Source organism: Larkinella arboricola, assembly GCF_003259745.1.
Lineage (GTDB): Bacteria > Bacteroidota > Bacteroidia > Cytophagales > Spirosomataceae > Larkinella > Larkinella arboricola.
In genome coordinates this window covers 36,918-59,069 of record NZ_QLMC01000009.1, presented here as the reverse complement: position 1 = coordinate 59,069, position 22,152 = coordinate 36,918, and the positions used below count along the sequence as shown (strand labels likewise).

The following is a 22,152-nucleotide window of genomic DNA, read 5'->3' as shown; positions in this document are numbered from 1 at the left end:
TGATTACCTGAGCGGAGCCACGTCCGCTCAGGATGGCAACTGAGTACTGCCGGAACTGGCAGCCTGAATCATTTTTACATAGTCACTGGGCGTTGCCCTATACACTTCCTTGAAACACTGTCCGAAATAAGCCGGAATTTCAAACCCGACCTGATAAGCGGCCTCGGCAACCGAATGTCCCTGTACCAGCAGGTCGGCCCCCCGTCGCAGCCGGTACCGCCGAATCAATTCATTGGGCGTCCAGGGCGTCAGGCTGACCACTTTGCGGTAAAGCGTTTTGCGGCTCATGGCCAGGTGGTCGGCCAGCCAGTCAACGCTCAGTTGCGGATTGTCCAGGTGCTCCTCCAGCACACGATCTATCTTTTCCAGGAAGGGATGCGGAACCGGCTCCTCGGCCCCATTGGCTGATTGACCCGTCTTTTGCTCTGGTAAGGAGGCAAACTGCTGCTGGTAATGCTCTTTCAACCGGTTCTGACGAGTCAGCAAATTATGGAGCCGTAAGCGAAGCTCTTCCAGATGAAAAGGCTTGGGCAGGTATTCGTCCGCCCCCCGTTGCAATCCTTCCACGACATGCTGATAAGCCGACCGGGCCGTCAGGAGTACGACGGCAATGTGGTCAGTGGAAGGGTCACTTTTTAGACGATCCGTCAGGGTGTAGCCATCCATTAAGGGCATCATCACGTCAGAGAGCACCAGGTCCGGCAATTCCCGGCAAGCCGTCTCCCATCCCTCCTGCCCATTGGTAGCCGTCAATACCCGGTAGGTAGCCGATAGATCGGTCGCTAAAAAATCCCTTAATTCAGCATTATCCTCAACGACTAACACCAGCGGTACGGTCTCATCCTGAATCGTTAATTCCTGGTTGGCAGCATCTGCGACAGATGCTGAGAGGTGAGCTTTTTCCGGCCCGTTTCCGGCGCTAACTGGCAGGGTATCAACGGGCGTTTCAACCGCTTGCAGGGGAATGATCAGCCGAAAGGTCGTGTCCCTCGGTTGACTACTCACCTCAATCTGCCCGTTCATCAGCTCGGTTAATTCCTTCACCAGCGCCAATCCAATGCCGGAACCTTCATGATGACGGGTCCAGGAGTTGTCAGCCTGGTAGAACCGGTCAAAGATATGCGGCTGATGCTGCGTGCTAATGCCAACCCCGGTGTCGCGGACGGTCAGCTGCACCTGCTGCGTGTGTTCCTGACTACTAATCCGTTCTAACTCCACGCTTACGGCCCCACCGGCGGGGGTAAATTTCAGGGCATTGGATAAAAGATTAAAGAGAATTTTCTGCCACTTTTCGGCATCGTACCACCACTGACCGGCAAGCTCCTGCGCCTGAAAGGTTAATCGGATTTGCTTCTCCCGCGCTAAAGGTCGGAACTGGTCCAATAATCGCTCCGTATGCGCAATTAAGTCACCGGCTGAGACGGTTAAAGGCATCGTCTGGGCTTCCAGTTTGGTGATGTCCAGCAATTGATTAATCAGCCCCAGCAACGTGCGGGCATTCCGCTCGACGGTTTGCAGGTCTTTGCGGGCCTGCTGGTCCTGAAGGTGTCCGAGCAGCCGGTCAACCGGGGCCAGAATTAAGGTCAAGGGGGTTCGAAACTCATGGGTAAGGTTATCGAAAAAGCGGGTTTTCTGCGCATCAGCCTGACGCAACTGCTCCTGAGCGACCTGTAGTTCCAGGGTCTGCGCACGAAGTTCTGCCGTACGCTGGGCGACCTGCTGTTCCAGGAGTTGGTTCTGACTGGCGAGCAATTGCTGTTTTTCCTGCTCCTGCACCAACGTTCGGGCGGAAAGCGCCTGCACTTCCGCCAGTTTCGCTTCCAGCGTGTGACTGGTTTTGGCAAAATCACCCGCCAGCAGCAGGGTAACCAGAATCGGAATCGTCAGAAACGACGCGCTGTAGGAGACACGAAACAGCCCTTCCAACAGAGGAGGCATGGGCGAATTAATGTCGGTACTGGCCTGAATCACGCCCTGTACAACAAAGAAGATAATGACCAGAAGTTGTCCTATGATGATTACACGGGCTTCCCTTTTTTTGGTAGATAAACTCCGGATACTGATGCGAATCGTTTCACCAAAGACCACGGTGAGCAAAAAGAAGGTACAGTAAAACCATCCCCAGTCGTAGCTCAAAAAGACCGCCGGTAACCCTAACAGGGCCAGTCCGACAAGCCTGTAATAGACCCGTCCCTTAGGATATTCAAGCAGTTCGTAGATGGCCCGTAGCAAACAGACATTGTTGCCAATGACCAATAGAAACCACAGCAAGGCATTCCAGAATTGATCACCAGCCCCGTGCAGCTGGAAATACAGGGGGTCACCCAGCATGGAGAAGGAAAAGAAAAACAGAAATTGGGCAAAACGCAGGTTCACCTTGCGGGCGGGATAGAGAAAATAAAAACAGAAGTGCAGAATGCAGAGCATCAACAGAATGCCGAAGACCGGTATGCTCTGTATGTTCCAGATTTCGTGGCTGTAGAGGAACCGGTCCCAGGCCATGGGTGACGGAAGCAACCACACGGTCAGGCAGGCATTACCGAAACCGGCGTAATTCAGGTACCCGTTCTGCTCCAGAAACGAATAACGGATCGCCAGCAGATGTTGCCCCGCCGACAGAGCTGGTAACGGAATCGGGCGGTTGTGAGGATTGTAGGTTTGCTCGACGGCCGGATCGACACTGACAAGCCCATACCGTTCGATGCGTTTGCCATCTAAAAAAATCTCTGAAGCACCCACTTGTGATACCGCTAAAGACAGCGCCGAGGCCGGAAATCGAGCTGGCAACGAAACTCGAAGCCGAAACCAACTCACGCCCGCCTTTCGCACCTGGGGCAATTCATGGATGCTGATGGTGGGATCAATGGAGTGCCAGGCGCTATCGTTCAATGTCGGCTGCGACCAGTGGGGGTTGTCACCGGCCTGCCACTTCCAGCCTTTCTCCAGCCGTATGCCGTGCTGAGCCAGACTATCGAGGGGCAACACGAGTCCGGTTTGTCCATACAATCCGAATGCCCGTAACACAACACCCACAAACGTTAGTAATAGACGAACTCGCATACGGTAAAAAACTTGATAAAATGAAAAAATAGATCAGCTGAGGTCCTTACAAAACTGACCAGAGATTCTGAACAGAAGAACCGTCTTTTAAGTACCAACCACTACCCGATCACCCACCCGAATCAGCCCTTCGGCTTCCAGACTGGTATAAACACCTGCACAGGGAAACAACCCGGCCCCATGATGTCGAGTCGGTTGTAATGAACCAGTGACTTGAGTACCTGAAGATCCGGGGGAAGATTAGTTTGAGGCAGCGTGACCATCACACACCGGGGCGTGGGCATTGTTACACTCAGTTCAACGCCATCACCAATTGAAAGGCCCCTGCCGACCCAGGCATTTTCAGTAAAACCAGTGCCTGATGTATGCAGCACCAGATTCATTCGAAACCGGCGTACGTCAAAATGGGCCGAAGGATTGAGCTGGCTTAATTGATCCAGGGTAGCCTGCGTGATGACTGAATACGGAAACACATCCATAAATGACCCTACTGGTATGGGAGAAGGTACACCCATCTCGGCAAATAGCGCCGACCCCAGCCTTGCCTGAGTCACCCGGTTCCGATGCCCGGCCGGGTCCAGTCCGTCCAGATCCGGATGGTACTGGTCGATGGTAAAATCGTCCGGGGCCGTTTGTTATAGGGTGACCTCCCGCCTAAAAAAAGCGGATAAGGTAGAATCAACGTTCGTTTCATCACTACGCAGGGTTGTTCCATTCGCCAGGGTGATCTGCACTGGCGGTAATGATTGACCCAGTTGGGGCGGGGTCACGTATACCGCCTGACAGCGTAATAAATCGGGAAATCGCTGGACGCTTTTGGCGCTTACTACATTTCCGGTTTGTTGGTCGATCAGCGCGTAGGCCCGGTCACCCAGCATACCTTGTTTACAGACAGGCACTTCCTGTAGCAACTCACCGCCAAACGACTTGACGGGGAACCGCCAGATTGATTCAACTCTGCCTACTTCCATTGGGACTGGGTTAAGATGATCCCGAAAACCGGGTTTTCGGAGGACCAAAATCAGCAATGGAAAACCAATGACTACCTACTAATCGGTCAACTTTCTCTGTTTTTGGGACAATGGCCGTTTTAAAGCTCCAAGCCGGTCTTTACTCCAAGAACTGCACTGCCAAGGCAATTGGGTTAGGGGACCTTCAGCAGTTTTCGGCGCTGAATACTGGCGCCTTCTCCGACCTGTAACAGGTACATACCCGGCGCCAGACTCGACCCCGGCCAGATTTGTTGCTGCGATTCGGCTTCGTTTTGCTCATAAACCTTGCGGCCAGCCCCGTCGTAGAGCCTAACGCGAACCGGGCCTGGGGCTTTCTTTCCCAGCTTCAGGATAAAGGAGTCCCGAAAGGGGTTGGGATAAGCGTTCACCGGTATTTCTGCCTCTAAAGATTCGTCTCCTGCCGGTAAGCGGGCACCGAGTGTCGGGTCAACGACCTCAAACAATACCGTAAGCGGGGTACCCATCCGTCCAGTCCCTGCTGCTCCCTCGTAAGGCGTGGCCGTCAGGCTATAGTTTCCCAGAGCCGGGGTCCAGGCGTTGTAGTTACCATTCTTGTCGCCAAATAAGGCATAGGGTGCCTCGGTTTCGGTCACCTTCCGGTTTTGCTTACCGCTTAATTGCAAGACTACCGAACCCACACCGGTCCGACTGGTGTTGACCCGGATGTTCAGATTCCGCGTGGAAAGCTCATTGAGGAACACGGCATCACCATAGGTTGCCAGTTCCTGAATCGGCTGGTCCGTATCGGCGTTAATCAGGCTAAAACTCAGGATCATAGGTTGATCGATGACCGTAAAGCTCAGGTTGAGCGGAGCGCCTATGGTGCCCGTGCCCGCCTTACCTGTATAGGGCGTAGCGGTCAGGCTATAGCGGCCCACCGAAGGTGTCCAGGGTTTGTAGTTACCCTGCTCGTCGCCAAACAAGGCATACGGTGCTTCGCTCTCGATCACCTTTCGGTTCTGAGGTCCACTTATCTGCATAAGTACTGAGCCCGCCACAGGTGGCCGTGTATTGGCACGAATATTCAAATTTCCCGTGGGCAGCGTAGCCAGATTCAGCGTTTCTCCGGCAACCAGCACTTTGATCTCCTGATCCGTATCGGCATTCATCAAACTAAAGCTCAACATCCCCACCGGTGCGGTCACGGCAGTTACCTTACGGATACGGTGATTGGCTTCATCGGCAATATAGAGATTCCCTTTCCCATCCAGGGCAATACCCTCAGGAAAGTTTAACCGGGCATAGATGGCCGGTCCGCCATCCCCCCTAAAGTCTTCCCCATGCTCGATGCCCGCGACGGTACGGAGGATTCCATCCGGGGCCACTACCCGGATGGTGTGAATGTCTGACTGAGCGATAAACAGGTTGCCCGCAGCGTCCAGGGCCACATCGGTGGGAATGTACAGGCTGGCCTGGGTGGCTAAGCTGCCATCTTCGCCCTGGCCCCCACCGGCTACAGTGGTGATGATGCCACTGGTGGACACCTTGCGGATGCGGAAGTTAATGGCGTCGGCAATGAACAGATTCCCGGCCGCATCCACAGCAACGGCCTCCGGCTCGAACAGCTGAGCCTGGATGGCCAGCCCCCCATCCCCGCTAAAACCGGCCGTACCCGTGCCGGCCACCGTGGTAATGATGCCATTTGAGTTTACCTTACGGATACGGTTATTATTCTGATCGACAATATAGAGATTGCCTTTGCCATCGACGGTCAGATCATCCGGGTTGTTAAGCTCGGCACTCGTCGCCAGTTTGCTTTCGCCACTAAAACCGGCGGTGCCCGTACCGGCTACGGTGGTAATGATGCCGTTTGGGGTTACTTTACGGATCCGATGATTTCCCTTATCGGCAATGTAAAGATTGCCCTGGCTGTCCACCTCAATGCCGGTGGGAAAGTTTAGCCGGGCGCTGATGGCCACTCCGCCGTCGCCACTAAAGCCCCTCACCCCGTTGCCGGCCACCGTAGTGATGATGCCGTTAGGCGTGACCTTACGGATGCGGTGATTGGATTCGTCGGCAATAAAGAGATTGCCCTGCCCGTCTACAGCCACACTATGGGGAAAGTTCAAACTAGCCTTCAGGGCCGGTCCCCCGTCGCCAAAATCACTGTTTCTTGAAAAACCCGCCACGGTCGTGATGATCCCATTGGTAGCCATCTTGCGAACATTGTTGTTTTCCGTATCAGCAATGAAGAGGTTACCCTGACTGTCCACCGCCACATCCCAGGGGGTGTGCATTCGGGCCTGGGTGGCGGGTCCGCCATCGCCACTGAATCCATAATCTCCCGTGCCTGCTACCGTTGTAATATTACCGTTGGGTGCAACCTTACGGATGCGGATGTTTCCGTAATCGGAGATAAACAGATTACCTTGCCCATCAACGGCCACCCCAACCGGCCGGCTTATGCGGGCCTGGGTGGCCAGCCCTCCATCCCCGCTGGCGCCTTCTATCCCGTTGCCGGCCACGGTGGTGATGATGCCGTTAGGCGATACCTTGCGGATGCGGTTGTTGGTCAGCTCAGCAATATAGAGATTCCCCTGTTTGTCGACGGCCACAGTTGTTGGAAAGCCTAATTTCGCCTGGGTGGCCACTCCGCCGTCGCCACTATAACCCCGGCTCCCTGTACCCGCCACCGTAGTGATGATGCCGTTAGGCGATACCTTGCGGATGCGCTCGTTAAACTGATCGGCAATAAAGAGGTTGCCCTGAGCGTCCAGCGCAATACCATAGGGATCGTTCAAGCTGGCCTGGATAGCTGGTCCGCCATCTGCCCCCTGACCTCCACCGGCGATGGTGGTGATGATGCCATTGGGCGATACCTTGCGGATGCGATTGTTGGCCACCAGAAACAGGTTGCCCTGCGCATCGACGGCCAGGCCGCCGAGTTGATTCAGACTAGCCTGAGTGGCTATTCCGCCGTCGCCACTGAAGCCCCGGCTCCCTGTACCCGCTACAGTGGTAATGACACCACTGGGCGACACCTTGCGAATTCGGTAATTACTGGCGTCGGCAATAAAGAGATTGCCCTGCCCGTCGATAGCCATACCGGCAGGATCGTTCAGGTAAGCTGGATTATTTTCATTCCAATCGGGAACTGACCCCGCCACGGTGGTGATGATTTGAGCCAACAAGGGGATGGGTAAGGAGCTCAACGCCAGGCCGAGACAAACAGCTAACCCACGGGCCAGCAAAGCACGGAGAAAACAGAGAAAAAAGGTCATACCAAACAGGGTCGGGTGAGGGCGAAAGTAGTTCTTGCTATATTATCATAATTATACCGCTTATTAATTGAACAATAAAGGGGTATTTTACCCATTGTCGGTAACCCACACCACTTTAATCCGTTCAAATTGTCCCTCGCTTTTTGCAGAGTTTCGTACCCAGGTTTCCCTGGCTGACAAAAGACCATTTAGCGAAAAGGCATTTGCAACGAAAAAAGTGACGATTTACCTCAATTGATTTGCAATACCCCTACTTTTGAAAAGAAGAAAAGATACCAATCAAGCCCGTTACGATTTATAAACCCTATTCGCTTTCCATGGCCGCAAGCCTGAAGTACCTCAATACGGTTCGGAGCAAACCCGGTGTAACTTTAAAAACCTACACGGTTCAACGTTTTGACCCCAGACGGTTTTACGACAAGATGTATCGGGTACCCATCCCATAATTTGAAATCGGGCGAAATCCCGGCTATTAATTCCTAAAACCCTATGCAAAATCCCACCAGTAACCGAAGCCATTCTAATCCTCAATGGGTCAAGGCCCTGGCAACGGTATGTATTTATTTTGTGCTTCACGCGTATGCCTATGCGCAAAAAGAATTCGATGTCATCCGCGATAAATGGGTACAGTACAGCGACCCGGCCAACCTTTTAAACCACCATCTTTCTGCCGAGGCTTTTGCCCTGTTGAAACAGCAGGAGAAGACCGTCGGCGGTTTAAAAACAAAAGCCGCCTGGCAGACCCGACAGGCGCAAATGAAGGAGAAACTGTGGAAGGTTCTTGGCCCCTTTTCGGATAAAAGCCCCTTAAATCCCAAGGTTACGGGGGTAATACAAAAAGACGGTTTCAAACTCGAAAACATCATTTTTGAATCGCAGCCCGGTTTTTATGTAACGGCCACCCTGTTCATTCCCAATGGAGTTGTTACACCGGGACCGGCCATTCTGTTCTGTAGCGGACACAGTGCGATCGCTTACCGGCGCGATATCTACCAGCTTCCTTTGTTGAATTTGGTAAAAAAAGGCTTTATCGTGCTGGCTATCGATCCCGTCGCGCAGGGTGAGCGAATGCAGTATATGGATGAAAAAACCGGCAAGTCGCTGATTGGCGGATCAACCCATGAGCATTCTTACCCCGCCGTGCAGGCGCTTTTGGTGGGTAAATCCATTGCCCGGCACTTTGTGTGGGATGGCATCCGGGCGATCGATTACCTGGCTACGCGTCCCGAGGTCGACATGAGCCGCATTGGAGTCCACGGTTTATCCGGCGGAGGAACCCAGGCCGCTTATATCGCGGCCCTGGACGACCGGGTCGCTGCGGCTGCTCCATCGGGATACATTACGGGTTTCCGCCGGTTGTTGGAATCGGTTGGTGCGCAGGATGGTGAGCAAAATTTTTACCACGGTTTGTCGGAAGGGATTGACCATGCGGACCTGCTCGAAATGAGAGCCCCCAAACCCGTCTTGGTCATGGCTACGACCCGGGATTTTTTCAGCATACAAGGAACGCGGGAAACCGTCAGCCGGGTCAAAAAGACGTATGGAATATTCGGTAAACCTGAAAATATCGCATCGGTCGAAGGGGATTATGAACACGGTTATACCCAGAACATCCGGGAAGGGATGTACCAGTTTTTTCAGAAGCATCTCGGCTTAAAAGGGGATGCCAGGGAATTGCCCGTGGAGTATCTGACGGAAAAGGAACTACAGAAAACGCCCACCGGACAACTGGCCAGCTCCTACAAGGGAGAATCGCTTTTTAGCCTGAATTTGAAAGATGTAGTGGCGCTGAATGCAAAAGCGAAGAAAAGAAGAGGGAACCCCGAAGCGCAAAAACCGGCTTTGATTGCGAATGCCAAATCGTATTCCGGATTCCGTCCTCCCTCATCCACCGATCAGCCGGTCTTTACGGGACGTACTGCAAAAGAGGGGTATGTAATTGAGAAATACTTTATTAAAGGGGAGGGCCATTATCCAATTCCTTACCTGTTATTCATTCCGGATAAACCGGTCGATAAGGTGCTGATCTATGTACACCCCGGCGGTAAATCTGCCGAGGCCGCGCCTAAAGGTGAAATTGAGTGGTTTGTCAATCAAGGCATTACGGTGCTTGCCCCGGACCTGATCGGAACCGGTGAACTTGCTCCTAATAACAAGGGCGATGCAGTTATTGCCGGAGTATCTTATAATCTTTTCTTTACGTCAACGTTGATCGGCAGAAGTATTCTCGGTATTCAGGTTGCCGATTTACTGAAGCTGAAAGAGGTTCTGGCCAAACGCGCCCCCAGGAGTGAACTACTGGCAATGGCCAAAAATGAAATGGGGCCCGTACTCGTGCACGCTGCCGCGTTCGACCATTCGATCAAGAGAGTCGCTTTAAGTGAATCCTATATATCCTATCATTCGATAGGAGCAAACCGATTTTACAAACCTTCCCATGTTTTTAGCTTAGTTCCCGGCGCCCTTCAGGCATACGACTTACCGGACCTGCTGGCTAGTCTTGTCCCGAGGAAATTACTGCTTATCAACACCACGAATGGGAATGGCGATAAAGTAGAACCCGCGGACATGAAAGCTGATCTGGAGGTAGTAACCAATAGCTATCAGGCGAAATCGGTGAAAGAAAACTTCTCGTTGCTTTCCGGGATTCCTGAAAAACCGTATTCCGTTTATGCGGATTGGATAAAATAACCCCATTACCCTGAAATTACACCAGAGCAACGGAATTGATGGAAATCGTTCTGAACGGACATAGTACCCAGCATAAACCCGTTGATAGACGATCCTACCAGCGAACGGACTGGAATTTCCAGCCGGGCTGGACTTTCTGCATTTCCGTTTCGTCGTCGCGCTTGGTCAACCCGCAGTCAAGATAGTTCTGATGCAGAGCCATCAGCGCTGTCCGGTCGAGTTCGACGCCTAAACCGGGCTCCTGCGGAACGGCCACTGAGCCTTCCTCAAACGAAAACCGACCGCCCACAATCACCTCGTCCGACTGCCACGGGTAATGCGTGTCCAATGCATAGGGCACCTGCGGCAAAGCCGCGCCGAGGTGGACCATTGCTGCCAGCGAAATCCCAAGGTGACTATTGGAATGCATTGACAGTCCGCGCCCGAACGTTTCGCAAATTCCGGCGAGTGTCATCGACGAACGCAAACCGCCCCAGAAGTGGTGATCGCTCAGAATGATATCCTCCGACCCGATGGCAATGCTGTTCGGTATATCTTCGAACGAAGTCGTGCACATATTCGTTGCCAGCGGGGTTTTCAGCGCTTTCCGCACCTGCGCCATTGCGGCCTGACCGCGCGTCGGGTCTTCCAGGTATTCCAGAATCGGCTCCATTTCTTTGCCGTACTGAATGGCGGTTTCTACTGTCCAGAGCGCATTGGGGTCAATGCGTAACGGCACCTCCGGCCCAAACGCTTCGTACAGCGTAAACATGGCGTCGACTTCCTGCCGGGGCTCGAACACCCCGCCTTTGAGCTTGATGGATTGAAACCCAAATTCGGCGCACATGGCTTTGGCCTGAGTCACAATCTCGGCAGGGTTCAGGGCGCTGGCCTGCCGGGCTGCGGCCCAACCCGTCGCGTTCGGATCGGTTCCGAAGCCCAGCGAACCACCCGCCCCTTCGTATTTGTAAAAGAGATAGGCCGAAAACGGCACACGATCGCGCATTTTTCCGCCCAGCAGATCGACCACCGGCCGACCCACCACTTTTCCAATAATATCCAGACAGGCGACTTCAATGGCACTGAAAATGTGTACCATCTTCCGCTGATCCCAGGGCGCTTCCCCGCGCGCAGCCGCCGTATCAGTTCCGAAATGGCTCACCAGCACCTGCCGAATCTCGCTGAGCTGGAAAACATCGCGCCCAATCAGCAGTTCGCGGGACGCTTCGAGCGCGATGTCAATGTCACGATTTCCCGGAATCTCGCTGATGCCCGAAATACCGTCGTCGGTTACCAGTTCCACAATGGTTCTGAGGGCATACGGTGCGTGCAACCCAGCCGCATTAAGCAACGGCGGATCAACAACCGCAATGGGCGTAACCGTAATTTCTTTGATTCGCGGACCGGGTTTCCCGGATAAACGGTTATTCATACGAAACGCTTTGGTTCAATTTTCAAGTTAGCTCGCCACCTCGTCGGCCACAGCCTGAAGTAATCCTTTAATATAACCGTACGCAAAGGAGAAAGCCTGCGGGCCGCTGGCGTGATCGGCATGGTGCGGAACGTGGTCGGGCATCACCATCCCCGAATAGCCCACATCACGCAGCGCGCGAACCACGTGCAGGAAATTCATGTCTCCGTTGTCGGGATACACTTCCTGAAAGTTATTCCAGCCGCCTTTGATATTCCGCAAATGAACGTTAAAAATCTGATTCCGCTCCCCCACCCATTTAATAATCGGCATAATTTCGGTTTTGGGGTCTTTCAACCCTTCCGCAATCGAGCCGATACAGAAGTTAAAACCGTGGTATTCGCTATCGTACAGCTTGGCAAACCGTTGGATTCCCTTGAAAACATCCGGACTGTTCCAGCGCGTAATGCCCCGGAAACCTTCGGGCGCCGGTGGATCGGCAATGTGGTTGGCCAGCTTGACTTTGTATTCTTTCGCCACCGGCAGCAGGCGGTCCAGGAGGTAAGTAATCCGCTCAAAAATCTGATCGACCGTCACGTCACCGGCTACTGTTTTGGGCTGCTCCTTCTTCAGGGCTTCTTCGTAATTCCAGGTGCTATAGGTGGCATTGCCGCGCTTGGGATCGGTCGTTCGTCCCGTCCGCAAAACCGGCAGAATGGTCGTGTTATAGTTTAACACCTTAATCCCGGTTTTCCCGGACACTTCAATCATTTGCTGAAGCATTTCGATTTCGCGATCCCGCTCCGGGCTTTTCCCCAACATCACATTGGGAAACAATACCTTATCAATTCCGGCCGAGCTGAGCGGAAAGTGGTAAGCGTCCAGGCTAATGCCGTATTTTTCGCAGGCTTCCCGTTTCTGCATGGAATCGTCCAGGTCCCAGCCTTTCCCGGGAATGACTTTGGGGGCGCCCCCATCGATGTTAAATACACCATGCCGGGCCTTGAACTCCAGATTTTCAATCGACGTTCCCCCCGATTGACAACCCACTTTCATCAATACTTCTTTTTTACCTCCCTTGGATTGGTTCTGCGCGGAGGAGGTACAGGACTGGCTGGCTCCCAGCGTAACGGCACCGACCGAACCGGCGGTAACGACTTTTAGAAAGCTTTTCCTTTTCATTATGGTAAGGTATTTAGGTTTGAATCGATTTATACTCTCTACTGTTCCAGTTGCAATAGCAGCGCACTATGGTCCAGTTCGCCATTACCTGCCTCGAGAGCTGCTTTCATTTGCTCCGCTACCAGCGCAGTAGCTTTCAGCGGAACCGAAAACTCTTCGCCGGATTGCAGCGCAATGCCCATGTCTTTTTTGTGCAGTTTGATCTTGAAACCGGGTGCAAAATTGCGGTCGATCATCCGTTTGCCGTGCAGGTCCAGAATACGGCTTTGGGCAAAACCACCCAGCAATACCTCCCGCATCTTTTCGAGATCAACACCGGCCTGTTTCGCCAGGGTGAAGGCTTCCGAAACCGCCTGAATTGTGATACCGACAATCATCTGGTTGCAGGCTTTGGTGGTTTGTCCGGCACCCGGTTTGCCAATCAGCACGATGTTTTTGCCCATCGACTGAAAAATCGGTAACGCGCGCTGAAAAGCCGCTTCCGTGCCGCCCACCATGATCGACAGCGAAGCCGAAACCGCTCCTACCTGCCCCCCGGAAACCGGCGCGTCCAGCGCTTCTACGCCCTTTTGCTGCATCCGGTCGTAAATTGTCAGCGCCGTGGCGGGTGCAATGGTCGACATATCGATGAACAAGGCCCCCGACGGAATGCCGTCCAGCACGCCGTCCGGCCCCGAAACCACATTTTCCACCTCGGGCGAATCCGGCAGCATCGTAATGACTACATCCGACTGTTGCGCCAGCTCCTTACTAGACGAAGCGGTTTTTGCGCCCGCTTCCGCCAGTTCGCCCGCGGCCTTGCTTTGTTGTAAAACCGTGACCGAATAACCGGCTTTGATTAAATTTAATGCCATGGGTTTCCCCATAATACCTAATCCAATGAATCCTATTTTTTCCATACGTAGACGGTTTTCTGCTTACGGTTTTCTGGTTACGTTGGCTCGGCGCGAAAGAATAGGCGTCTGGCCCGGTGTAAACTAAAAACCGTAAACGTTCAAATTAAAGGGAACAGTTTTGCTCCAATCATAATCACCACCAGGCCCGTGATTCCCATCACGACCAGCAGCGGGGAAATGGTTTTTAATGCTTCCTTCTCGGTCAGGTTACTCAGTTTACAGATGATCCAGAAACCGGCGTCGTTCATCCACGGCACGAGTTTGGAACCACAGCCGATGGCCAGACCCAGATACACCGGATGAAATTCCAGGCTGGCGTTGGTGGCCATGCCGGAGAGAATCCCCGAAGCCGTAATCAGTGCCACCGTAGCCGACCCCTGAGCGGTGCGTACGATGGCGGCAATCAGGAAGGCCAGCGGAATCAGGGCCATCTGATAGTCTTTGGTCATGTCGGCAATCCGCGCGCTGATGCCGGTTTGCTGCAACATGCCGCCAAAAGCGCCACCCGCTGCCGTAATCAAAATAATACTTCCTCCACTGGCTAATGCGGCCTGCACGAAGGGTGTCATCCCGCCTTTGGCGTCCTTTTTCTGACTGGCCAGAACCAGGAGGGCCGCTGCGCCACCGGTTACAATCGCAATGTTTTTATCCCCGAAAAATTTCACCAGGGCCAGAAGATTATTGATAAAGGGTGAGTTGGTCAGCGGAACACCGGGCGTTGACATGGCGTTGATGGCCGTATCGGCACAAATGAACACCAACGGAATCAGTACGGGTAGCAGGGATATGCCCAACCCGGGTAAATGATGGTCTTCTTTGGCGGCAATGAGTTTAATATCCTCCAGCTTCGCATCCAGTGAATCCCGCAACGGAATGGGCCATTTCTGATTCGCCCAGAGCGAAAAGAAATACCCGGCGGTAATGGTAAAAAGTCCGACAATCGTCCCCGCAATCATCATTAAACCAATGGGTATATGCATTTCACCAATCAGAAACAAGGGGCCGGGCGCGGGCGGAACCAGGGAGTTGGCCATGGCGGCTCCGGCCATGATGCACATCACCAGCAGGAGGTAGTTTTTTCCAATCCGCATCGTCATGGCTTTGGCCAGCGGCATCATCAGGAAAATAACCGTATCGAAAAAAACCGGTATCCCCAGAAAGAAGCTGCTCACCAGAAAAGCCGTGGGGGCTTTTTCAATCCCGGTCAGCTTTAACATCGAGCGGATAATGCGTTCGGCGGCTCCACTGTCCAGCATACACTTGCCGATAATGGCCGCCATGGCGATCAAAATACCGATTTTACCACAGGTGACGCCAAACTCGGTGGCAATGCGTTCGCCGATGCTCTTTTTGGCTAAAGCCTGAGCCGCCGATTCACTCATTCCTTTGGCCAGCGCAAACTGTTGTATGGCTTCGGCGGGCGTCAATAAAGCCACGACAAATGCTCCTAAAAGAAGGGCCAGAAACGGGTGCAATTTCAAACCGATGATACCACCTACTACGATAACAACACCAACAGCTAAGATTAAAAGAGGGTCAGTCATTAATGCGTTTTTAAGGGTTTAGGAACGTTTGATTGATTTCGCGGAGATTCGCGGAGGAAAGGGGGAGTTAAGCAGAGTCTTATTTTTCTTTACTTTTCCTCCGCTCAACTCCCCTTTCCTCCGTGAATCTCTGCGACATAATTTTTAACTTTTTATCACGGATCGAAACGAGTCTAGCTTTTTGGCCATGTTTCGAGCCCCGTCGGCGACAAACGTTCCGTCGGCTCCGCAGGCAATCAACCGGATGCCGAGGTCGTGGTAGCGTTGATAGTCGTCGGGGTTGAAAAAGAGGATTCCGGTGGCTTTTCCGGCTTTCTCGGCCGCATTGACGGTTTCGCGCAGGGCTTCCTTAAACCGGGGGTGATCGAATTGGCCGAAAATACCGAGTTCCATCGACAGGTCGGCGGGGCCAATGAACAGCACATCAACCCCGTCGATGGCGGCCACTTCGTCGAGGTGGTTCAAGACTTCGACGGTTTCGATCTGCACCACGCCCAGAATCGTTTCCCGGGCTTCGGCGTAATACTGCGGGAAGTTTTGCGCAAAACCGGTTGCCCGCACCATCTTGGCGACACCCCGGCTGCCGTGGGGCGGGTAGTGCAAGCCATTCACGACTTTCTGAGCGCCTTCGGGGTTCAGCACTTTGGGGCACATGATGCCTTCGGCCCCCATGTCGAGGACCCGATGAATCCGCTGGCTTTCGGAACTTTCTACCCGGACGATGGCCCCGGCTCCCGTGCTTTCCAGCGCCTGCAATTGATACAGAACATCTTTTTCCGAACCAGCACCATGTTCGAGGTCAATCAATACCCAGTCAAAACCGGAGTGACCCACAATTTCGGCGGTCAGTGAGCTTCCCAGATTTAACCAGCAACCGTTGAGCGTTTCGCCCGCTTTTAATCGTTTTTTCAGGTTTTTCATGAATTCCAGTTCAATAGTTTGCGGATATTTCCGCCTTTCACTTTCGCCCGATCAGTTTCCGAATAACCGGCCATATGCTTATCGACAATCGAGGGAGAGCCACTTCCCCATACCACCCGATCAGGCCCGAACTCCCTGATCACCCGGCTCGTAAACGGCAAGGCACTCTCGTAAAACGGTTCATCCTTGGCAAAATGCCCGATACCGGACAATTTCATGTATACATTCGGAAACCGCGCCAATTCCAGCACATCGGCAAATTCGACGCCCGTTCCCATATGGGGTTCGGCCAGGTGGTCAATCAGCACCTTGCAGCCGGGAAAGGCTTTGATGGCTTGGGCTGCCTGCTGCGCATAATTAGGACCGATGTGTAACTCGATGACCTGGTCCAGGTCCACGGCCTGTTTCCACAAAGCGCGTACGCCCGCATCCGCAAACGTGTCCAGGTACGATTCCTTCCCGCGGTGGGCATGAAACCGGGTAGCCACCATCCGGGGGTTTTTCTTCACCAGATCCGCCAGTTTTCGGGGCGCTTCGGGGTCTTTCGGATAAAACAAGCTGGTTCCGCGCAGGCGGTTGGGTTGCCGACTCAGGCAATCCAGAATCAGGGAATGATCATCGCCGTAGGGCTCGGGATGCACAATAACCGCTTTGTCGATCTTTTCATCGTCCAGGCGCTTCAGATATGTCCCCAATGGGTCTGCCGGAAACTTGGATGAATCGGGTTTATAAACCGCTTTCGGATGAAACGGAAACCGGTTGAGATCCGGGCTAAAAATATGGGCATTCCACTCAATGACCACCTCGCGCGCCGGGGGAGCAGCTGGGGAATCCGATGGACGGTTTTCTTTTACAACCGCCCCCAGCCCGGCCTGCGCAACCCCAACGCCAACCAGCGTAGCGAGCATGTCACGGCGGGTCGGTAACGGGTTGGCTTTCGTAATCGGTTTTTCGTGCGACGGTTTCATAATAAGGTGTTCAGACGGAGAGATGAGAGGTGAACCGCTTGGCTCACCTCTGTTAGCCATCGTTTATTTTTTATCCCACCAAACCCGGGTATCCAACAGGTCCGGTCCTTGCCGGGAGATGGCTTTCTGGACGTTTACTTTATTGACATTAAGTTCGGCATCCGTATAGGTCAGCCGACGGATAAACGTTTCCGTTTTCAGATCACTGCCGGGGAACGGATTCGGCGCTAAGGCCGGGAAACCGGTCCGCCGGAAGTTGGCCCACGCTTCGGGACCGTTCAGGAAACTGGCAATCCAGTATTGCGTATTGATCTGCTCCAGTTCTTTACCAGCCCCCAGCGGGTTATTTTTTACATACGTGGCAATGGCGGCTTCCGGAATGGCGGTACTGGCCCCATAAACCGCCAGTTGTTCCATATGAGCCCGAATACCGTTGGAAAAGAAGGTAGCGGGATCGCCGGTTGTCCACTTCCGCACCGCGGCTTCGGCCAGCAAAAACTGGGTTTGGGCGTAGGTCACAAAAAGGGTCGGTGAGTTCAGGCCCGCCATCCGGGTCGGGTCCAGTTTGCTGTATTCGTACAGACTAGCCAGCTTATCGCGCGTGACGGCCGCCGATACGGTGGTGTTGTCATACCCCAACGGCATCCCAATCTGCACCTCCGGGTTCCGGTTGGCATTCACTTCTTTCTGATCTACAGGGCTTTTGGCACCGGAGTAACGAACCGCAATAGACGCCAGACGGGGGTCATTGGTCGTTTTCAAGTGGGTGACAAAATCTTCGGCCAGGTAAAAGAAATCGGCCTGCCCGCCATTCAACTGCGACCCCACAGGATTCGGAAAAGCCGCCGTATGCCGCAACAGCGCATTGTCGTTGTTGGATTGAAACACCCCGCCAGCAACGGCTTTACCAACCCACTCGGCAGCTTTCGTCGGGTCCACTTTTGAGAGACGCATACCGCCCCTTAGCAGCAACGAATAGCCGAACCGTTTCCATTTGGTGATATCACCCCCGTACAAAATGTCACTCGTGATAACGGGGTTGCTGGCATTCAGGGCGGCCGCAGCACTTTCCAGCTCGTTCAGGATATCGGCATAAACAGCTTCCTGAGCGTCATATTCTGGATTGGCAATGCCTTCCAGGTAACTTTTCCCGGCCTGGAAATAAGGAATATCGCCGTAGGTATCGGTCAGCAACATGAATTGATATGCTTTCCAGATCCGGGCCATGTTATACAGGTTCGCGCGGGCGGGCACATCTTTCGTTTGCGCAACGACATCGACCAATTCACGAATCACCTGCCGGTAACCACGGGTCCAGTTTCCGGATGTGACACTGCGGTTATCCTGATTATATTGTCCGGCAGCACCCACCCCGCTGAACGGGTTGATCATCTGTTTGACGATAATGGTTTCATACTGCAAATTGTTGTAGCCGAAAGCCCCTTGCAGAATGGCGGTATTGAACTGGTAGGCCGGGTCAACCGAAGTAAGTGCAATGGGATTGATGTTCATTTTATCAAATCCCTTGTCACACGAACTCAGAAAAGCCACCAGGACAGCTAGATAAATATGTAACTTTTTCATAGTCATTAGTAAGGGTTTAAGGAAGCCGTTTCCCAGATCAAAGTCCCTGATTTCCGGCGTAAAACGCTACGAAACACGAACTGATTAGAATCGTAAATTCAGGTTAAATCCGATGTTGCGGGTGATAGGCAAGCCCGTGGCTTCCAGACCGACCAGGTTATCGGAAGCAAAGCCAAATTGTTCGGGATGGATATTGGGCACCCATTTCTTCAAAACCGCCACGTTGTTGGCCACCACATTTAACCGGACTCCTTTCACGAATTTGGCGTTGGCAGGCAGGAATTTGGAGAAGTCATACCCGGCCGATATCTGCCGCAATTGCCACAGACCCGCGTTATAGACAAACTCTTCGGCGATGTTCTGCGAACGCACGGTTTCGTAAAAAGCCTGTACCCCCGATTTGGTTTGATTTACTTCTCCGTTCGGATTAACCCCCTCGCCGATGACAAACCCCTGATCACGGCCAATGAGTGTTTCCTTGTGCAATCCGTGCCGCCAGGCATTATGGTTCGTGCCGGAAATCATCTTATGTCCCAGCTTGAAATCGATCAGGACCGACAGATTAACGCCCTTGTAACTAAAGCTGTTGGTAATACCACCGACCCAGCGCGGAATGGCACTGCCGAAGCTAATCTGGGAAGCCGTCCGCAAAGGGCGACCATTCCCGGCGTCAAACACCCGGCGCCCCTGGGCATCGGTCAGGTAGCCATAGCCAAAAAGCTGGCCCATCGGCATACCCACCACCTGACGCAGTTCCCCCGTAAATTCACCCGTTCCGACGGTGATCATGTTATCACTCACACTGGTTCCTAAATCCAGTACCTTCGTGATGTTGTACGATCCGTTCAGCGACGTATTCCAGTTGAAACCGCCCCGGTTAAACGGCGAGAAGGTTAGCAACATTTCCAATCCTTTGTTGCTGCTCTTGCCGACATTAATCAGCTGGGTCTGGTAACCGCCCGCGTCGGAAATCTGGGCCTGCAAAATCTGATCGGAAGAAAGCTTACTGTAATACGTCAGATCAAGTCCTACACTGTTATTGAACAGCTTCAATTCCAGACCGACTTCTTTCTCCGACACACTCATGGGCCGCAGATTAGCATTTGGCACGGTGGTCGCGTTGATGTTGGCTAACGGCTGAGCCGCTCCGTTGGGAGAAGGAATCTGCTGGGGGTTGATGCTGTAAAACAGGTTGTTCGCATAAGGAGCGACATCCGTATCACTCCCCACTTCGGCATACGCAGCCCGGATTTTACCAAAGGTCAGCCACGTAGGTAACGAACTGGCAAAAGCCTGCGAAAACACAAAGCTGGCCGTTACGGATGGGTACAGGATACTGCGGTTTGCGGGCGACAAGGTGGAGAACCAGTCATTACGAGCCGTCGCGTTCAGGTATAAAAACTCCTTGTACGAAATCTCGGCTGAGCCATAGAGCGAGTTAACCTGCCGTTCGCTCAGTGAATAGATCGGATCCCGCTGCCGACCGTTGCCGATGGTATACAAACCCCGAACGTAGAAATCCTGCACCAGCACGTTGTGCCGGCTGATTTTCCGGTACATCTGGTTGCCCCCAACATTGACATTGACCCCAAAGTCGCCGAATGTTTTGTTGGCGTTTATGAGAAAATCCATGTTCAGTTCGCGAACAGTCCGGGCATCCTGCACATACTGTCCATTTACAAAACCCGCGGGTGCTGCCGGTTGGCGCTGGGTTCCGGTTGGCAGGTTATAATCCTGCTCACGGGCGTAAAAATCCTGCCCGACACGGGCCTGTAAAAAGAGCCAGTCCGTAAAATTGTAGCGAGCCGACACATTACCAAAAATCCGGTCGGTGTCAATATTCTCAAACCGTTTGAGGGCAAAATACGGGTTGGTACGGTTGGTAAACCGCGACCACAGAAGCTCATTGCCATTGGCATCCGCCTGGTATTTTTCCAGCAGGTCCAGCGGCATCGAATTCGCCATGTTGTAAATAATAACCGGGCTAAAATCCTGTTCGGCAATGTTCGGCGGGTTTTTACGGTATTCTTTCGAATAATTAATATTCCCCGAAACGGTCAGCCTTTTAGCCATTGTCTGGGTAAAGCCGAGGTTAACGGTTTTCCGGTTATAGGTTGAGCCCGGATAGATGGATTTATTATCCAGATTGGAGAAGGAGAGGCTAAAACCACCGTTCTCACCACCCGAAGAAAGGGTTACGGTGTTGGTCCACGTATGGCCCTGCTGGTAGAACTGTTTGACATGGTTACGTTGGGGCACATACGGCACCTCAACGCCATCAAACAGGATCTGCGTCATACCCGGCTGGAACTTTTCACCAAAACTCCACTGGCCTGAATTGGGGAAAGGGGCCGTTGGCCGCACGCCATTTTCGCCCTGTCCATATTCGTATTGATAGTCCGTATAATCGAGGGGCGTATCGGTGGTGAAGTTCGAGTTAAAATCAACCCCGATTCCGTTGCCGTTGCCCCGCGTCTTGGTGGTAATCATGATGACGCCGTCTTTGGCCCGGGAACCGTATAACGCCGAAGCGGCCGCGCCTTTCAGTACGGTCATCGTTTCAATGTTATCCGGGTTAATGCTGCTCAAACCATCCCCACTGTCGGACGTACGGTTGCTGCCCCGATCACCCGCATCGCCTTTGGCACTGTAATTGGAATTGTCGATGGGAACGCCATTGACCACAATCAGGGGCGAATTATTCCCACCGAATGAGGACTGACCCCGAATCCGGATTTTACTGGTACCGGCAGCACCCGAACCCAGGGGCGTAATATTAACCCCGGCCATCTTGCCCTGTAAGGCATTCATGAAGTTGGCGGTTCGGTTTACGGTCATTTCTTCCGCGCCCACGGTGGCCGTGGCATACCCCAGGCTCTTGGCTTCCTTCTTGATACCCAAAGCCGTCACCACCACCTCACTCAAGGCCTTACTTTCAGGCACTAACGAAATTTTCAAGGTTGACTGATTGCCAACCGTCACTTCCTTGCTTTCGTAACCCACATAACTAAAGACCAGAACCGCTGCGCTTCCTTCCGGCACATCCAGCTGGAAGCTTCCATTCGCGTTGGTGGTCGTGCCTTTCTGCGTGCCTTTCAGCAGGACCGTAACCCCCGGCAAATCACCCCCTTTTTCGTCGGTTACATTCCCCGAAATTACGCGCCTGGGGGCCAGGGCCTCCGCTCGCTCCCGGAGGTCAATGAACCCCGGCTCAACAGCGGGCGTTGTACTGGCCGACAGGACTACCTTTCGTCCCACCAATTCATAATCGACCGGCAGCGGTTTGAAATATTTGACCAGAACCTCTTCCAATGTCGAATTATTGGCCTGAATGCTGATCTTCTGTTTTCGCTCGATGACCTGTGAGCTATACACAAACTGCACATCCGTTGCTTTTTCAATATCCGCCAATACCCGTTTTATTTCCTGGTTATCAGCGTGTAGCGTTAGGCGTCGGCTCAGATACTCCTGAGCATTGCTCGGGTGGGCAAACGACACGCCCACCAGCGAGAACATGACTAAACTTTGTGTCAGTGAAAACCGCATAAGTTTCAACCAGAGTTGCCCGGAAAGGTGTTTTTTCATAGTTTTGTTAGGGTTGAATAGTTCTGATTTAGAACACTTTCCACTGAGTGATTACTTTGGCGAGCGATGCTCAGTGAATAGACCTGTTGGCAGTGGC

13 protein-coding genes are annotated in these 22,152 nt (G+C 53.1%); 1 reads left to right on the top strand and 12 read right to left on the bottom strand.

Annotation, left to right across the window (positions count from 1 at the left end):
• Positions 1-27 precede the first annotated feature (27 nt).
• From LX87_RS26375 to LX87_RS26360, 4 genes are all read right to left on the bottom strand, one after another.
• Complete coding sequence (locus LX87_RS26375; RefSeq protein ID WP_111631313.1) at positions 28-3,060, bottom strand: hybrid sensor histidine kinase/response regulator transcription factor; 3,033 nt, start codon at positions 3,058-3,060, stop codon at positions 28-30.
• A 122-nt stretch (positions 3,061-3,182) separates the two neighbouring features.
• On the bottom strand, positions 3,183-3,614 hold the full coding sequence (locus LX87_RS26370; RefSeq protein ID WP_111631312.1) for an MOSC domain-containing protein: 432 nt from the start codon (positions 3,612-3,614) through the stop codon (positions 3,183-3,185).
• A gap of 81 nt (positions 3,615-3,695) precedes the next feature.
• Positions 3,696-4,031, bottom strand: a complete 336-nt coding sequence (locus LX87_RS26365) for an MOSC N-terminal beta barrel domain-containing protein (RefSeq protein ID WP_111631311.1) — start codon at positions 4,029-4,031, stop codon at positions 3,696-3,698.
• A gap of 173 nt (positions 4,032-4,204) precedes the next feature.
• Positions 4,205-7,201, bottom strand: a complete 2,997-nt coding sequence (locus LX87_RS26360) for an NHL domain-containing protein (protein ID WP_111631310.1) — start codon at positions 7,199-7,201, stop codon at positions 4,205-4,207.
• A gap of 582 nt (positions 7,202-7,783) precedes the next feature.
• Between LX87_RS26360 and LX87_RS26355 the strand changes: the two genes are divergently transcribed.
• Complete coding sequence (locus LX87_RS26355; RefSeq protein WP_111631309.1) at positions 7,784-9,985, top strand: alpha/beta hydrolase family protein; 2,202 nt, start codon at positions 7,784-7,786, stop codon at positions 9,983-9,985.
• Positions 9,986-10,079: 94 nt separating this feature from the next.
• Here LX87_RS26355 and LX87_RS26350 read toward each other — a convergent pair whose 3' ends face one another.
• The 8 genes from LX87_RS26350 to LX87_RS26315 all read right to left on the bottom strand — a co-directional run bounded on the left by LX87_RS26350 (position 10,080) and on the right by LX87_RS26315 (position 22,055).
• On the bottom strand, positions 10,080-11,396 hold the full coding sequence (locus LX87_RS26350; protein ID WP_111631308.1) for an enolase C-terminal domain-like protein: 1,317 nt from the start codon (positions 11,394-11,396) through the stop codon (positions 10,080-10,082).
• Between the two features lie 27 nt (positions 11,397-11,423).
• On the bottom strand, positions 11,424-12,557 hold the full coding sequence (locus tag LX87_RS26345) for a mannonate dehydratase (RefSeq protein WP_111631307.1): 1,134 nt from the start codon (positions 12,555-12,557) through the stop codon (positions 11,424-11,426).
• Positions 12,558-12,595: 38 nt separating this feature from the next.
• Positions 12,596-13,456 (bottom strand): 2-hydroxy-3-oxopropionate reductase, encoded by an 861-nt coding sequence (locus tag LX87_RS26340; protein WP_111631306.1) that lies wholly within the window; start codon positions 13,454-13,456, stop codon positions 12,596-12,598.
• A 95-nt stretch (positions 13,457-13,551) separates the two neighbouring features.
• Positions 13,552-14,997, bottom strand: coding sequence for a GntP family permease (locus LX87_RS26335; protein WP_111631305.1), 1,446 nt, complete (start codon positions 14,995-14,997; stop codon positions 13,552-13,554).
• Between the two features lie 144 nt (positions 14,998-15,141).
• Positions 15,142-15,918 carry an HpcH/HpaI aldolase family protein gene (locus tag LX87_RS26330; RefSeq protein ID WP_111631304.1) on the bottom strand — a complete coding sequence of 259 codons (777 nt, stop codon included), beginning with the start codon at positions 15,916-15,918 and terminating at the stop codon, positions 15,142-15,144.
• Complete coding sequence (locus LX87_RS26325; protein WP_170139471.1) at positions 15,915-16,886, bottom strand: amidohydrolase family protein; 972 nt, start codon at positions 16,884-16,886, stop codon at positions 15,915-15,917. The genes LX87_RS26330 and LX87_RS26325 overlap by 4 nt, the downstream gene beginning before the upstream one ends.
• Positions 16,887-16,949: 63 nt before the next feature.
• Positions 16,950-18,470, bottom strand: a complete 1,521-nt coding sequence (locus tag LX87_RS26320) for a SusD/RagB family nutrient-binding outer membrane lipoprotein (protein ID WP_111631302.1) — start codon at positions 18,468-18,470, stop codon at positions 16,950-16,952.
• Positions 18,471-18,554: 84 nt separating this feature from the next.
• The gene (locus tag LX87_RS26315; RefSeq protein ID WP_111631301.1) at positions 18,555-22,055 is read right to left on the bottom strand and encodes a SusC/RagA family TonB-linked outer membrane protein; all 3,501 of its coding nucleotides are present in this window, start codon (positions 22,053-22,055) and stop codon (positions 18,555-18,557) included.
• Between the last annotated feature and the right edge of the window lie 97 nt (positions 22,056-22,152).

Excerpts from the sequence above, each read along its gene's own strand:
- LX87_RS26375 (WP_111631313.1), bottom strand. The coding sequence starts at position 3,060 with ATGCGAGTTCGTCTATTACTAACGTTTGTGGGTGTTGTGTTACGGGCA.
- LX87_RS26365 (WP_111631311.1), bottom strand. The coding sequence starts at position 4,031 with ATGGAAGTAGGCAGAGTTGAATCAATCTGGCGGTTCCCCGTCAAGTCG.
- LX87_RS26355 (WP_111631309.1), top strand. The coding sequence starts at position 7,784 with ATGCAAAATCCCACCAGTAACCGAAGCCATTCTAATCCTCAATGGGTC.
- LX87_RS26350 (WP_111631308.1), bottom strand. The coding sequence starts at position 11,396 with ATGAATAACCGTTTATCCGGGAAACCCGGTCCGCGAATCAAAGAAATT.
- LX87_RS26345 (WP_111631307.1), bottom strand. The coding sequence starts at position 12,557 with ATGAAAAGGAAAAGCTTTCTAAAAGTCGTTACCGCCGGTTCGGTCGGT.
- LX87_RS26340 (WP_111631306.1), bottom strand. The coding sequence starts at position 13,456 with ATGGAAAAAATAGGATTCATTGGATTAGGTATTATGGGGAAACCCATG.
- LX87_RS26335 (WP_111631305.1), bottom strand. The coding sequence starts at position 14,997 with ATGACTGACCCTCTTTTAATCTTAGCTGTTGGTGTTGTTATCGTAGTA.
- LX87_RS26330 (WP_111631304.1), bottom strand. The coding sequence starts at position 15,918 with ATGAAAAACCTGAAAAAACGATTAAAAGCGGGCGAAACGCTCAACGGT.
- LX87_RS26325 (WP_170139471.1), bottom strand. The coding sequence starts at position 16,886 with ATGAAACCGTCGCACGAAAAACCGATTACGAAAGCCAACCCGTTACCG.
- LX87_RS26320 (WP_111631302.1), bottom strand. The coding sequence starts at position 18,470 with ATGAAAAAGTTACATATTTATCTAGCTGTCCTGGTGGCTTTTCTGAGT.
- LX87_RS26315 (WP_111631301.1), bottom strand. The coding sequence starts at position 22,055 with ATGAAAAAACACCTTTCCGGGCAACTCTGGTTGAAACTTATGCGGTTT.